This window comes from Mesorhizobium sp., assembly GCF_004963255.1.
GTDB lineage: Bacteria > Pseudomonadota > Alphaproteobacteria > Rhizobiales > Rhizobiaceae > Mesorhizobium.
In genome coordinates this window covers 246,534-260,679 of record NZ_SUGA01000002.1, presented here as the reverse complement: position 1 = coordinate 260,679, position 14,146 = coordinate 246,534, and the positions used below count along the sequence as shown (strand labels likewise).

Here is a 14,146-nt window from a genome sequence, read left to right as displayed (position 1 = left end):
ATGGCTGGGCCGATCTCCTCCGCATTCCGCCGCGCCGTGCTGGCCACTGTCCTGGTGGCCGCCGGCACGCCGGCTATCGCGCAGGACACCACCGGCCAGTCGGCGAACCAGATCGCCGCCGGCCAGGCGGTTGGCGAGGCCGTGCTGATCCCCAACCGGGTCATCTATCCCGGTGAGACAATCGAGCCCGCCTCGCTCAAGCAGGTGACGCTCATACCCGGCAAGCATAAGCCGGACGGCATGGCGACGCGCTCCGAGGAGCTTCAGGGCAAGGTCGCCAAGCGCACGCTTCTGCCCGGCCGCTACATCCCGGTCACCGCTATCCGCGACGCCTGGCTGGTCGAGCAGGGCGCTTCCGTGCAGGTCTATTTCACCGCCGGCGCGCTGACCATTTCGGCGGCCTGCGTCACACTGCAGCCAGGCGCTGCCGGCGACCAGATCAAGATCCGCAACATCGACAGCGGCAAGATCATCTCCGGCACGGTGATGGCCGACGGCACCATCAAGGTCGGCGCTTCGTGATGCGCGCCTTTGTCCTTCTGCTCGCGGCGGCCATCGGCATTCAGCCGGCTTTGGCGGATGGGCTGACGCCCAAGGCCAAGCGCGAGCTGGCGCAGAAGAACGGCGGCGTCTACGACGACCCGGAATATGATCCGGCCACGACCCAGCGCATGTTCCGCGTTTCCACCGGACCAAGCACGCTGCCGCCCGGCCAGGTCGCCGCGCGCATCAAGGACATTGCTCAGTTGCAGAGCGCGCGCGACAACCAGCTCGTCGGCTACGGCCTGGTCATCGGCCTTGCCGGCACCGGCGACAGCCTGCGCAACTCGCCTTTCACCGAGCAGTCGATCCGCGCCATGCTGGAGAATCTCGGCATCGCCACCGAAGGCGGCAGCGCGCGCGCCAAGAACGTGGCCGCCGTCATCGTCACCGCCAACATGCCGCCCTTCGTCCAGTCGGGCGCCCGCATCGACATCGACGTCTCCTCGATGGGCGACGCCACCTCGCTCGCCGGCGGCACGCTGGTGATGACGCCGCTGAAGGCGGCCGACGGCGAGATCTACGCCGTCGGGCAAGGCTCGGTGATTGTCGGCGGCTTCACCGCCAAGGGTCAGGCCGAGGAACTCACGCAGGGCGTGCCGACCGCCGGCCGCGTGCCCAACGGCGCCATCGTCGAGCGCGCCGTGCCGGCCGAGTTCGACGACCAGGGCGTCTTGACGCTGCAATTGCGCAATCCCGATTTCTCAACCGCCATCCGCATCGCCGATGCCGTCAACGACTACACCTCGCAGCGCTTCGGCATGCGGGTCGCCGCCGAGCGCGATGCCCGAACCGTGCAGATCAGGCGGCCGAAGAACGTTTCCGCCGCGCGCTTCTATGCCGAGATCGAGAACCTCGTCGTCGAGTCGGATTCCCCCGCTCGCGTCGTCATCGACGAGCGCACCGGAACCATCGTCATCGGCAACAATGTCAGGATCTCGCGCGTGGCGATCAGCCACGGCACGCTTACCGTACGCATCACCGAAGCGCCGCGGGTCGTCCAGCCTGAACCCTTCTCCAGGGGTGAGACCGCGGTGGAACCGTCCACGGCCATCGATGCGAGCCGGCCCAACGCCCGCGTCGCCGTGCTCGACGGCCCCGACCTCGAAACGCTTGTCTCCGGCCTCAATCGCCTCGGCGTGAAGCCGGACGGCATCATCGCCATCCTGCAAGGCATCAAATCTGCCGGCGCCCTGCAGGCCGACCTGGTCCTCCAATAGGCACGCCGATGATCGCGCTCCTCTCCTCGACACTGCATCGCCGCCCAAGACTTCACCCCGTGACCGGACTCCTCGCCATTGGCGCGATCGTCGCGTTGGCGGGCGGCGCGGTCCGCGCGGATGAAGTGCGCCAGGTATTGCCCGGCGGTCAGGCGCCGGCTCAGCCGGCCCAACTCACGCGCGAGACGGCATCGGCCCAGCCGGTTGGACTTGCGGTCGGGAAAGCGCCTGACGAAAGCGAGGTCCAGCGCTTCTGCTCCAACATCGCGGATGCCGCGCGCGACCGCCGCTACGCCCTGCAGGCGGAAGAGCTGAAGCAGCTGCAGGCCGGCATCGACGAGCGCATGAAAGCGCTGGAGGCAAAGAAGGCCGAATATGAAGAGTGGCTGAAGCGCCGCGAAGTGTTCCTGGCGCGCGCCGAGGATGGCGTCGTCAAGATCTATGCCGGCATGAAGCCGGACGCCGCCGCCGAGCGGCTGGCGATGGTCAACGCCGAGCTCGCGGCGGCCATCCTGATGAAGCTCGATTCGCGCAAGGCCGGCGTCATCCTGAATGAAATGGACCAGAAGGCGGCGGCGACGCTCACCGGCATCATGGCCAGCGCGGCGCGAAGGGTTGATCCGTCATGAAGTTGAAGTTCTTTGTCCTCGTCGCGGTTGCGGGGTTGTCCGGCTGCGGCACCAATTTCAAGGAGATCGGCCGGGAGCCTGCTATGTCACCCGTCGGTTCCGGTATCGGCGCCTCCGGTCCTTACAGCTATCCCGAGCCGCCTGCCTCGCGGCCGAAGAAATTTTCGCTCTGGGACGACCGCCAGAGCCGGCTCTTCACCGATCCGCGCGCCTTGCGCGCCGGCGACATCCTGACCGTCAACATCAAGCTCAACGACAGGGCCAATTTCAAGAACCAGAACGATCGCAGCCGCACCGCCGCGCGCAAGCTCGGCTATGACGTCACGCTCGGATGGGACGGCAAGAGCACCAGCGGCAAGGGCGACGCCGGTTTGAGCTCCAGCACGGAGACCAATGCCGATGGCGAGATCAAGCGTTCGGAAGACATCGAGCTCAACGTCGCCGCCGTCGTGACGGAGGTGCTGCCCAACGGCAATCTGATGATCAGGGGCTCGCAGGAGGTCCGTGTCAACTACGAGCTGCGCGTGCTGACCATCGCCGGCATGGTTCGTCCATCCGACATCGGCGCGGAGAACACCATCCCCTACGAGCGCATCGCCGAGGCGCGCATCTCCTATGGCGGCCGCGGCCGTGTGAGCGAGGTCCAGCAGCCGGCCTATGGCCAGCAGGTCCTCGACCAGGTTCTTCCTTTCTAGGGCCGGGAGAGCGCTGCCATGGCCAATGTCGAGCAGGTCCAGCCCAAGAAGGGACCTTCCCTGGTGATCCAGCTCGCCATCCTGCTGGTCATGACAGGCGCGGCCATCGGCATGGGCTGGGTTTCCGGCGGCTATCTCAAGCAGGGCGAGACGCCGGCGCCAGTACCCGTGGCGCCGGAAAACGCCGGCGCCGCGGAAAAACCCGCCGAGGGCGGCAAGGCCGCCGTCGGGCCAACGCTGGCTCAGTTGGCGCCGATCACCACCAATCTCGCCTCGCCTTCGGACGTCTGGATCCGGCTGGAGGCATCGGTGCTCTATGACGCCCCCCAGCCGCCGGAAGTGACCGAGCAGATCCACCAGGACCTGCTTGCCTTCGTGCGCACGATCAAGCTGCATCAGATCGAAGGCGCCAGCGGCTACCAGCATCTCAAGGCCGATCTTGAGGAGCGCGCGGCGCTGCGCAGCGGCGGCCACGTCAAACAGGTTCTCGTCAGGACGATGCTGCTCGAATGAGAAAGTTCCTCATAGCCACGGCGCTCATCGTCGTCACCACCTCCGTCGCCGCGGCCCAGCAGCTCGATCTCGGCGGCATCGGCAAGGCCGACGGCACGACCGTCGGCTACCTGATCCAGATGTTCGGCCTGCTGACCGTGCTTTCGGTGGCGCCGGGCTTGCTCATCATGGTGACAAGCTTCACCCGCTTCGTCATCGCCTTCTCGATCCTGCGCGCCGGCATCGGCCTTCAGTCGACGCCCGCGAACCTGATCCTGATCTCGCTGTCGTTGTTCATGACCTTCTATGTCATGGCGCCGACCTTCGACCAGGCCTGGAACAACGGCGTGAAGCCGCTGATGGACAACCAGATCACGCAAGGCGAAGCGTTCGAGAAGATCTCCGGTCCGTTCCGCGATTTCATGCTGCACAATGTGCGCGACAAGGACTTCGACCTTTTCGCCGACCTCGCCCGCGAGCGTGGCCAGACTGTCTCGCGCGAGACGGTCGATCTGCGCATCCTGGTGCCGGCCTTCATGATCTCGGAAATCCGCCGCGGCTTCGAGATCGGCTTTCTCATTGTGTTGCCCTTCCTCGTCATCGACCTCATCGTCGCCACCGTGACCATGGCCATGGGCATGATGATGCTGCCGCCGACGGTGGTGTCGCTGCCGTTCAAGATCCTGTTCTTCGTGCTGATCGACGGCTGGAACCTTCTCGTCGGCAGCCTGGTGCGGTCCTTCACCTGACGACGCCGGGACGGGTGTTGAAATGCCGTCTCCGTTCCGCGCAAATTTTGCGCAATATATTTTCGATTAACCGTCCGATTTAGGTCTTTGGTAGGGACTGGCCCGCATATTGCTCGCAGATGGCGGGTGATCGGGTTTCACAGATCATTGGCATGATGCCGCACCGTCATACCGGACATGCCGGTATGTCAAAAAAATCCGTGTAAAAATAGGGTACGAGTACCATGGCCAGTATCATGACCAACGCCTCGGCGTTGACCGCTCTGCAGAGCTTGAACGCCACCCAGAAGAACCTCGACACCACCCAGTCGCGCATCTCGACGGGTTATCGCGTCTCTCAGGCTTCGGACAACGCCGCTTACTGGTCGATCGCCACCACGATGCGCTCCGACAACCAGGCCATGTCCACCGTTTCGGACGCTCTCGGCCTCGGCGCCTCGAAGGTCGACACCGCCTACACCGGCATGAGCAGTGCGATCGACACCATCAACAAGATCCAGCAGAAGCTGACTGCTTCCTACGGTCAGACGGACGCTTCGAAAGAGAAGACCCAGACCGAAATCAAAGCGCTTCAGGACCAGCTGAAGGCCTATGCCGATGGCGCCACCTTCTCCGGCACCAACATGCTGTCCGTGAACAGCGGCACCGCCACCGCCGCTGCCGACGTCAAGATCGTCTCGGCATTCAACCGCAGCGCCACCGGTGCGGTTTCGATCTCGACCATCGACGTCAACGTGGAAAGCATCAAGCTTTATGAAGCCGGCACCACGGCGGGAACGCAGAAGGGTATCCTCGACGCCAACTACGTCGGCGCGACCGGCGCCATCGTCGGCACGGCACAGAACCCGACCTTGGGTGCGGCTGCGGCTGCCGGCGACACCTACTCGGTCGCCGGCCTGAAGATCTTCGACTCCGCAACTGGCAAGGGCGCCAGCGACACCCAGATCGCGGAGATGATGAACGTCGTCGATACCGCGCTCAAGGCCATGACAACCGCCGCCACCAAGCTCGGCGCCGCTAAGAGCTCGATCGACCTGCAGAAGACCTTCACTTCGAGCCTGATGGACTCCATCGATCGCGGCGTCGGCCAGCTCGTCGATGCCGACATGAACAAGGAATCGACCCGCCTCCAGGCTCTGCAGGTTCAGCAGCAGCTCGGCGTCCAGGCGCTGTCGATCGCCAACGGCTCGTCGCAGTCGATCCTGTCGCTCTTCCGCGGCTGATCATTCTATACTGACCACGCCAAAGCATCGGGCCGCGCCAAAAGCGCGGCCCGATTTGCGTTTGCTCAAGGCTCGCGCAACCCTCGTTCCTTAACTTCTCCGAAGCTGACTTTTAACAGGCCATTAACCATATCGCGCTAGGTATGGTTAACCAATTGATACAGGTTGTCGACTCGGCCCGACCGGCACGATCGCAACCGATGGGCAGGTCGAGGCCTGCGTGGCATGCCGGCTTTTGAGAAGGAGCGAGTTTCTTGGCGAGCATCATGACGAACGCTGCGGCGTTGACCGCACTTCAAAGCCTCAACGCCACCAACAAATCGCTCGAGCAGACGCAGGCGCGGATCTCGACCGGCTACAGGGTCTCCGAGGCCTCCGACAACGCCGCCTACTGGTCGATCGCCACCACGATGCGCTCCGACAACTCGGCGCTGTCGACCGTGCAGGACGCGCTCGGCCTCGGCGCCTCGAAGGTCGATACAGCCTATACCGGCATGAACAACGTGCTGGACACCATCGGCAAGATCAAGACCAAGCTCTTGTCGGCTGTCGGCCAGTCGGACGCCAACAAGGCCAAGACGCAGACCGAAATCACTGCGCTGCAGGCGCAGATGAAATCCTTCGCCGACGCCGCCACCTTCTCCGGCTCGAATTATCTTTCGGTGACGTCCAAGCAGGTCGCCGCCGCCAATGACGGCGTCCAGCCCGACGCTCAGATCGTCTCCTCCTTCAACCGCTCCTCTTCCGGCGCCATCTCGCTCGGCACCATCGACATCAATGTCGAAAGCACCAAGCTGTTCGATTCCGGCCTCGCCACCGCCGTCAAGAACCAGGGCATCCTCGATCGCAAGACATCGATCTATTCCACGGCAGCGGACCAGTCGGCGTATGACGCCGCCTATGCCACCGCGATCGCCGGCGGCGCCACCGACATCGCCGCCAACACCGCCGCCCAGGCCGCGGTGACGGGCACGCCCGTCAAGATCGACAACGTCTCCGCCTTCAATCTCGACATCACGGCAACGGGCGTGACCGACGATATCATCACGCAGATGGTCACCAAGATCGACAACGTCATGAGTCAGCTTACTGACGCCGCCACCGTGCTCGGCGCCGCCAAGAGCTCGATCGACCTGCAGAAGACCTTCACGCAGAGCCTGATGGACTCCATCGACCGTGGCGTTGGCCAGCTGGTCGATGCTGACATGAACAAGGAATCGACGCGCCTGCAGGCGCTCCAGGTCCAGCAGCAGCTCGGCATCCAGTCGCTCTCGATCGCCAACAGCTCCTCGCAGTCGATCCTGTCGCTGTTCAAGAACGGCTAAGCCAACCAACCCCGATCAACGAAAAAGGCCGCGCTTCGGACGCGGCCTTTTTCATTGATCGGAAAAACCCGCCGGTTCGGTAGCTCTCTGGTTCCTGGGCAGCGCGCGCTATCATCTTCGCACAAGCTTCGCGGTCTAGTCTTCCGGCGGACAGTCGTGCTGGGAGCCGTTGAATCGTGCCGGAACAGATCCAGAGCATCATCGCGAATTTGAAGAGCTTCGGCGTGCGGCGTCTGGCGCTCATGGGCGGCATCGCGGCCCTGGTCATGGCCGTCATCGGCATCGCATCCGTCTATCTCAATCGCCCGGCCTATGAGACGCTCTATGTCGGCCTCGAGCGTTCCGACGTGAACCAGATCGGCCTTGTGCTGGCCGATGCCGGCATCGGCTTCGACGTCGGCTCAGACGGAACCTCGGTGCTGGTGCCCGCCGGCACCACCGCGCAGGCGCGCATGCTGCTTGCCGAGAAAGGCCTGCCGACCAGCGCCAATGCCGGCTACGAGCTGTTCGACAATGTCGGCTCGCTCGGCCTCACCTCGTTCATGCAGCAGATCACCCGTGTGCGCGCGCTGGAAGGCGAGATCGCGCGCACCATCCAGTCGATTTCCGGCGTCAAGGCGGCGCGCGTCCATATCGTCATGTCCGAGCGCGCCAATTTCCGCCGCGACGAGCAACAGCCCTCCGCCTCGGTGGTCATCCGCTATACCGGCAACGATGCCGAGAAAAGCGCCATGTCGATCCGCCATCTCGTCGCCGCGGCTGTTCCGGGCCTCTCGGCCGACAAGGTCACCGTGCTCGATTCCAACGGCAATCTGCTGGCCGCCGGCGACGATCCGTCCAACACGAGCGCTGCACGCACGCTGGGCGTCGAGCAGACGGTCGAGGCGCAGATCGGCGACAACATCCGCCGCGCTCTGACCCCCTATCTTGGCCCCGACAATTTTCGCGCCAGCGTCAAGGCCGACGTCAACACCGACAGCCGCCAGACCGAGGAGACGATCTTCGATCCGAACTCGCGCGTCGAGCGTTCGGTGCAATCAGTCAAGACCAACGAGGCCAGCAACCAGAAGCAGGCCTCGACCCCGACCAGCGTCGAGCAGAACCTGCCCGAGACCCAGACCACCAGCACCGAGGGACCGCAGTCCTCCTCGCAGAACGACCGCAAGGAAGAGATCACCAACTACGAGATCAACTCCAAGAAGATCGCGACCGTTTCGAACGGCTACACGGTCAACAAGATGTCGATCGCGGTCGTCGTCAACCAGGATCGCCTGAAGACCATCCTCGGCAAGGAGGCCACGCCAGAGCAGATCGCCAAGCGCGTCGCCGATATCCAGAAGATGGTGGCCTCGGCGACCGGCTTCGACGACAAGCGCGGCGACGTCATCGACGTGTCGGCGGTCGAGTTCATCAACGGCCTCGACGGCGAGCCGATCGAACAGCCGGGCATCCTCGCCTCGATCGGCACCTATACAGGTACGCTGATCAATGCCGGCGCCTTCATCGTCGTTGTTTTCCTGGTTGCCTTCTTCGGCTTGAAGCCGATGGCCACCGCGCTGACGGCGTCGGCAAACCCCGCGGCCATTGCCGGCCCAAGCTTCGATGACGTGCAACGCTCGCTGCCGACGCCCGACGCGCCGGTCGCCGCGATCACCGCCGAGCCCCCGCCCCTGCCCGGCGCGCGCGCCGGCGCAACCCCGCTCGATGATCTGCGCCAGAAGATCCGGCCGGCACCGCAGGAGCGGCTTGCCCGCATGGTCGACCTCAATGAGGAGCGCACCGCGCAGATTCTGCGCAAATGGGCGGCCGCCCCGGAAGCCGTGGGTTAGGTTATGGCCTCGACAGCCCTCTTCGATCTCCTGCCCGATTTCGGCTCGCGGACCCCGCATGCCAGCCAGGCGGCGACCCCGCGCGAAGCCGCACATATGCCGGCCGCGCCGGCGCCGCACGCGCCACAGGCCGACATCGGCGCGCTGATCGCCGAGGCGGTGGCCGATGCGGAGGCCACGCTCGAGGCAAGGCTTGCGCTCGCCCATCAGGCCGCGCTCGACGCCGAGCGCCAGGCCAGCGACGATGCCGCGAGAGCCTTTCTCGAAAGCTTCGGCGGCGACCTCGGCGCCGCTGTCGCCACGCGGATCGACGCCATGGAGCAGCGCGTTGCCGAGCTTACCGGCGCGACTGTTGCCCGCATCATCGGCGGCCTTCTCAGCGACGACCTGCAGGAACGTTCGCTGCAGGCCCTTTCACGCGCCATCGGCGCCGCGGTCGCCGACAACGAAGCCGTCCGCATCGGTATTCGGGGCCCCCTCTCGCTGTTCGAGCCCCTGAAGGCGGCGCTTGGATCCCGCGCGGCCAATCTCGACTTCGCCGAGGCGCCGGGCTTCGACCTGACCGTCAGCATCGACGAAACGGTGTTCGAGACGCGTATCGCCGAGTGGTCCGCGTCCTTGTCCGAGGTTCTGTCATGAGCGCCATCGACCATGCCGAGCCCCGGCACGAGATCATCATCGTCAAGCGCAATCACGACGGTCATGACGATGATCACCATGGTGGCGTGTGGAAGATCGCCTTCGCCGATTTCATGACGGCGATGATGTGCTTCTTCCTCGTCATGTGGCTGATCAACGCCGCCAACGAGCAGACCAAGGCAGCCGTCGCCAGCTATTTCAATCCGGTCGAGCTGATCGACCGCAATTCCAGCCGCAAGGGCCTCGAGGATCTCGGCGACGGCCCGAGCAAGGTCGGATTGACCGCGGACAATCCGCAGCAGGGCGCGACCAAGGCGGGCGAGGACGGCAAGGGCGGCGCCGGCTCGTCCGAACGCCGGCAGACCAAGGACGGCGCGCAGGATGCCCAGCTGTCCGATGAAAAGCTGTTTGCCGATCCCTATGCGGTGCTGGCGGAGATCGCCGCCGATACGGGGGTGCTGCAGAATGTCAGCGCCAAGGGCGAAGGCGGCGCCCAGACGGCCGGCCCGGCGACCGGCGCCTCCGGCGGCGAATCCTATCGCGACCCCTTCGCGCCTGATTTCTGGTCGCAGCAGGTGGCGGCGCCTGGCGCCGAGGCCACCGCCGAACGCGCCAAGATCGATGGCGATCCCGCCAAGCCTGGCGAGAAGGTCGCAACGGCCACGGCGCCGAAGGCAAAGGCCGCTCCGGCGGCTCCCCCGCTGACGGCCGCGCCGCTGGAGCCGCTGGCAACCTCGGAAAAGACCGAAGCCAAGAGCGATCAGAAGGCCGCGCAGGCCGAGGCCGAGAAGCCGTTGGGTGAAGGTAACAAGACTGACAAGGCACAGGGCGGAAAAGCCGAAGCCGACAAGCGCGAGGCCGCGGCCGGCGACACCAAGGCCGAAGCGGCGAAGGCGGAAAAGACCGAACAAGAGCAAGGCGCCGACAAGGGCGACAAGGCGCCGAGCAAAGCCGCCCTCCAGCAGGCCGCGGACATCAAGAAGGAACTCGCCAAGGCATTCCTGCCGGGCGAAAAGCTCGCCGACGGCGTCTCGGTCGAGGCCACCGACAAGGGGGTCGTCATTTCTATCACCGATCAGCTCGATTTCGGCATGTTCGAGATCGGTTCGGCCATGCCGCGTCGCGAGCTGGTGCTGGCGATGGAAAAGATCGGCCACATCATCAACGAGAAGAAGGGCACCATCACCATCAGCGGCCACACGGACGCGCGGCCGTTCCGCAGCGACACTTACGACAACTGGCGGCTGTCCACCGCGCGAGCCCATGCGGCCTACTACATGCTGGTGCGCGGCGGCGTCGACGAAAGCCGCATCACCGAGGTCGCGGGCTTCGCCGACCGGCAGCCCAAGATCGCGTCCGATCCGATGGCGGCCGCGAACCGCCGCATCGAGATCCTGATGACGGCCGGCGGATGAAGGGCAGGAGCGCCATCGGCGGCGCGATCGCGCTGCTATTGATTGCGGCGGGGTCGCCACCGGCGGCCTCAGCGCAGGACGCGCTGCAGCCTTATCAGCTGGTGCGTTCGCTGCAGCTGATCCAGGACCGCATTGCCGGGGGTGATCATGCCGCGCTGCCGATGCAGGCGAAGCTCCTCGAAATGATCGATGCCAGGATGCGCGATGCCAATGCCGAGGACTTCAAGGAGCCGAAGAATTTCCGCGCCTTGCTGGTCTACGGCATGAGCGGCGGCAATCCGGTGACGGTCGCGGCGGCGGCTTCGCGCGCGATGACCGACCCGCAAAGCCTCGCCATCGCCAAGGGCGTCGTCGCCTATCTGAATGGGCGGCCGGCCAATGCGATCGAAATGCTGAAGCCGATCGATCCGATGAGCGTGCCTCCGGACATCGGCGCCTTTCTGGCGCTGGTCAAGGGTTCACTGCTTGCGGCCGATGACCCTGCCCAGGCGCTCGCCCTGCTGGACGCGGCACGCCTGCTCAGCCCCGGCACGTTGGTCGAAGAGGCGGCGCTTCGCCGGTCCGTGGGCATCGCGGCCGCACAAGGCGACGCCGCCCGTTTCGCGCTGGCGTCGACCCAATATGTCGCGTCCTATCTCTACTCGCCCTACGCCAGCCAGTTCGCCGATGCCTTTGTCTCCGGTGTCATCACGCTGCATATGGCGATCAGCCAGGACAAGATCGCCGACATCACCTCGATGATGGATCCCGAGCGCGAGAAGGTGATCTACCTGCGCATCGCGCGCCACGCCGCGATCGACGGGATGACGGAGCTCTCGGCCTTTGCCGCGGCCAAGGCGGAACTGGGCCGCGACGGCGGCGGCAGCCAGGACGACCCGCGCAGCCAACTCTATTCCAGCCTTTCCACCATGACATCGGCCAGCGTCGATGAAGTGCGTGTCAAGCTCGGCAAGATCGACCGCGGCAAGCTCTCGCAAAACGACCGTGACCTGCTTGACGCCGCGCAGGCCGTGGCGGGCGAAGTGGTGGCGCCGGTAAAGGCGCCCGCCAAGGCGGAAGCCGCGCCGGCCGCAGCGAAGGGAAATGAGGCGAAGGCCGCGGCCGATCCGGCCAATGCGGATCTGCCTCCAGTGGAAGGAGCGATGCCCGATCAGCCAGCGGCCGCGCCAAGCGATCCGCCGGTCGCGGCAAGCGATCCGCCGGTCGCGTCGGGCGATCCGGTGAAGGACACTCCACCCGCGGCTTCGCCGCCTTCTGCCCGGCCAGTGGCGCGAACAGCGGATGAAACGCCGGCCGCCGCTCCCATGCAAGCTGACGCCGCGCCGGTGGTCCAGGCCTCCGCGCCGACGGCCTCGAAGGCGCAAGACCCCATCGACGCCGCAGTGGCCAGCACGCGCCGGCAGCTCGACCAGATCGACCAACTCCTTGGAGCAGCCCCCAAATGACCAGCGTCAACCAGACCCTGCCGGGCTTTGCTTCGACCCAGCCCCGGCAGCACGCCGCCGGCCGCAAGGACGAGGATCAGAGTTTCGGCGAGATTATGCACGGGACCGAAAAGCCCGATCGGCCGCAGGACAAGCACGCGACCACATTGCCGGGCGCTCATCTGGCGAAGCGCTCGGCGGCCGCCAACGGCAAGCAGGAGCCGGACCAGGATCCGCAAGGGAAAACCGGCTCGCAGAAAGCCGCGGGAAAGTCCACGAGGACCACCGCCGCCCGGGCCGATGAAGCGAAGCCGACGACCGGCAAAGATGCCACGGCGCAAGCCAGCGATTCCGCACCGCTGCAGGATCGCTTGCCGTTGCTGATGGCGTTGAGCGACATGAAGCACTTCGCGCAATCGTCGGGCGCGGGCGGGAAGGATTCGGCTGCCGGCGGAGAAGGCGCCGACGAGCACGATGCACTAAAGTTGCAACTGCGCATTGGCAAGCGCGCGCCGGTCGGCAGTTCCGCCGAGCCGCAGTCGCGATCCGCCCGTTCGACGGCCGCTGAAGCTTCCGGGCCCGACTTCGGGCAGAAGCCGGTGACGGCGGACATGGCTCTCGACATGCCCGGCCGCGGCGAAACCGGAATCTTGCCGATGCAAGGGAATGAGCCGCAGGCCGATAGCCCCGTGCCGCCGCAGGGCTGGCGACCGGCTTCCGCATCCAAGGCCTCGCAACAATCGCAACCGGCCGCGCCGCAGACACCGGTCAAGCCGTCTTCTTCCGCCACACGCATGGAAGTCGTCAGCCAGCAGAGCTTCCCGGCACCGGCGCAAAACCCGTTCGGCCAGACGGCGTCGGCGCTGGTTGAGGCGCTTGCCTCCGACAACGGCGTTCAGCAGGCTTTCGCAAGCGCCTCGGCAGGCTCCCAGACGACCAATTCTGTTGCCGTTCCGACACACGTGCTCAAGATCGAGCTCCACCCTGCGGAGCTCGGGGCGGTCACCGCCAGCCTGCGGCTATCGGGCGAGCAACTTTCGATTGAGATGAAGCCCGAGACGCACGAGGCATATCGCCGTCTCACCACCGACAGCGATGCCATCGTCAAGTCGATGCGCAGCCTCGGCTTCGACGTCGACAAGGTCACCATCCTGCAACCTTCGATAGCAGCGCATCCGGCGAGCCGCGCCGACGCCAATAGCGCCATGCCGATGTCGACAGGCCGCGACCAGCCTTCGTTCCAGCCCGGGAACTCGGGTGGCAACGGCGCGGGCGGCGGGCGGCAACCGGGAAGGAACGACAGCAATGGCGCACAGGAATTTGCCCGCCCGGCTTCGCCTCTTCGCGAGCGCGCTGGCGACGATATGTATATCTAGCTTGGCGGCAGGCGCTGCCAACGCCGCCACAAATCCCTGCGAGCCGGAGATCCTGCGCGCCGCGGATCGCTACGGCGTGCCGGCCGGCATTCTCTATGCGGTCGGCCTGACAGAGACCGGAAAGAAAGGCAGCCTTCAGCCTAATGCCTTGAATATAGAGGGAAAAGCTGTGTTCCCGCGCAGCCGCGATGAAGCTCTCGCCACCTTCGAGAATGCCCGCCGCGAAGGCAAGACCTTGATCGACCTCGGCTGCATGCAGATCAACCAGCACTATCACGGCGACCATTTCCGCAGCGTCGAGGACATGCTCGACCCGCATCAGAACGTCGACTATGCCGCACGCTTCCTGGCCGCCCTGCACGCCCGGCACATGACCTGGTCGATGGCCGTTGCCCGCTACCATGCCGGCCCTGACAACGACCCGGCGCAGAAGGTCTATGTCTGCCGGGTCATCGCCAACATGGTCGCCACCGGCTTCGGCAAATGGACGCCGAATGCCAGCACATTTTGCAATCAATAGTTGCTTTCTTCTGAATGCCGATGGCTGTCGCCGGCCTGTCCGCCAGCGCCAATATTCATCCGCCAACAGC

General features: G+C 65.4%; 14 protein-coding genes. All 14 read left to right on the top strand.

Features of this window, described 5'->3' with window-relative positions:
- The 14 genes from flgA to E5X34_RS04025 all read left to right on the top strand — a co-directional run bounded on the left by flgA (position 1) and on the right by E5X34_RS04025 (position 14,076).
- On the top strand, positions 1 to 522 hold the full coding sequence (flgA, locus tag E5X34_RS04090; RefSeq protein WP_292561359.1) for a flagellar basal body P-ring formation chaperone FlgA: 522 nt from the start codon (positions 1 to 3) through the stop codon (positions 520 to 522).
- A gap of 149 nt (positions 523 to 671) precedes the next feature.
- Positions 672 to 1,760 carry a flagellar basal body P-ring protein FlgI gene (locus E5X34_RS04085; RefSeq protein WP_245456739.1) on the top strand — a complete coding sequence of 363 codons (1,089 nt, stop codon included), beginning with the start codon at positions 672 to 674 and terminating at the stop codon, positions 1,758 to 1,760.
- A gap of 59 nt (positions 1,761 to 1,819) precedes the next feature.
- Entirely contained in the window at positions 1,820 to 2,389 is a 570-nt protein-coding gene (locus E5X34_RS04080; protein ID WP_292561357.1) for a MotE family protein, read from the top strand.
- Complete coding sequence (gene flgH, locus E5X34_RS04075) at positions 2,386 to 3,084, top strand: flagellar basal body L-ring protein FlgH (protein ID WP_292561355.1); 699 nt, start codon at positions 2,386 to 2,388, stop codon at positions 3,082 to 3,084. The genes E5X34_RS04080 and flgH overlap by 4 nt, the downstream gene beginning before the upstream one ends.
- Positions 3,085 to 3,102: 18 nt before the next feature.
- The gene (locus E5X34_RS04070; protein WP_292561352.1) at positions 3,103 to 3,597 is read left to right on the top strand and encodes a flagellar basal body-associated FliL family protein; all 495 of its coding nucleotides are present in this window, start codon (positions 3,103 to 3,105) and stop codon (positions 3,595 to 3,597) included.
- A complete protein-coding gene (fliP, locus tag E5X34_RS04065; RefSeq protein ID WP_127306753.1) occupies positions 3,594 to 4,325 on the top strand; it encodes a flagellar type III secretion system pore protein FliP in 732 nt (243 codons plus the stop codon). The genes E5X34_RS04070 and fliP overlap by 4 nt, the downstream gene beginning before the upstream one ends.
- A gap of 224 nt (positions 4,326 to 4,549) precedes the next feature.
- Positions 4,550 to 5,548 carry a flagellin gene (locus E5X34_RS04060; protein WP_292561350.1) on the top strand — a complete coding sequence of 333 codons (999 nt, stop codon included), beginning with the start codon at positions 4,550 to 4,552 and terminating at the stop codon, positions 5,546 to 5,548.
- A 254-nt stretch (positions 5,549 to 5,802) separates the two neighbouring features.
- Positions 5,803 to 6,873 (top strand): flagellin, encoded by a 1,071-nt coding sequence (locus E5X34_RS04055; protein ID WP_292561347.1) that lies wholly within the window; start codon positions 5,803 to 5,805, stop codon positions 6,871 to 6,873.
- A gap of 176 nt (positions 6,874 to 7,049) precedes the next feature.
- On the top strand, positions 7,050 to 8,702 hold the full coding sequence (gene fliF / locus E5X34_RS04050) for a flagellar basal-body MS-ring/collar protein FliF (RefSeq protein ID WP_292561344.1): 1,653 nt from the start codon (positions 7,050 to 7,052) through the stop codon (positions 8,700 to 8,702).
- A gap of 3 nt (positions 8,703 to 8,705) precedes the next feature.
- Positions 8,706 to 9,341, top strand: coding sequence for a hypothetical protein (locus E5X34_RS04045; protein ID WP_292561341.1), 636 nt, complete (start codon positions 8,706 to 8,708; stop codon positions 9,339 to 9,341).
- Positions 9,338 to 10,756, top strand: coding sequence for a MotB family protein (locus E5X34_RS04040; RefSeq protein ID WP_292561338.1), 1,419 nt, complete (start codon positions 9,338 to 9,340; stop codon positions 10,754 to 10,756). Before E5X34_RS04045 ends, E5X34_RS04040 begins: the two co-directional genes overlap by 4 nt.
- Positions 10,753 to 12,201 carry a chemotaxis protein MotC gene (locus E5X34_RS04035; RefSeq protein WP_292561335.1) on the top strand — a complete coding sequence of 483 codons (1,449 nt, stop codon included), beginning with the start codon at positions 10,753 to 10,755 and terminating at the stop codon, positions 12,199 to 12,201. The genes E5X34_RS04040 and E5X34_RS04035 overlap by 4 nt, the downstream gene beginning before the upstream one ends.
- Positions 12,198 to 13,556, top strand: coding sequence for a flagellar hook-length control protein FliK (locus tag E5X34_RS04030; RefSeq protein ID WP_292561332.1), 1,359 nt, complete (start codon positions 12,198 to 12,200; stop codon positions 13,554 to 13,556). The genes E5X34_RS04035 and E5X34_RS04030 overlap by 4 nt, the downstream gene beginning before the upstream one ends.
- Entirely contained in the window at positions 13,486 to 14,076 is a 591-nt protein-coding gene (locus E5X34_RS04025) for a transglycosylase SLT domain-containing protein (RefSeq protein ID WP_292561329.1), read from the top strand. The genes E5X34_RS04030 and E5X34_RS04025 overlap by 71 nt, the downstream gene beginning before the upstream one ends.
- Positions 14,077 to 14,146 lie beyond the last annotated feature (70 nt).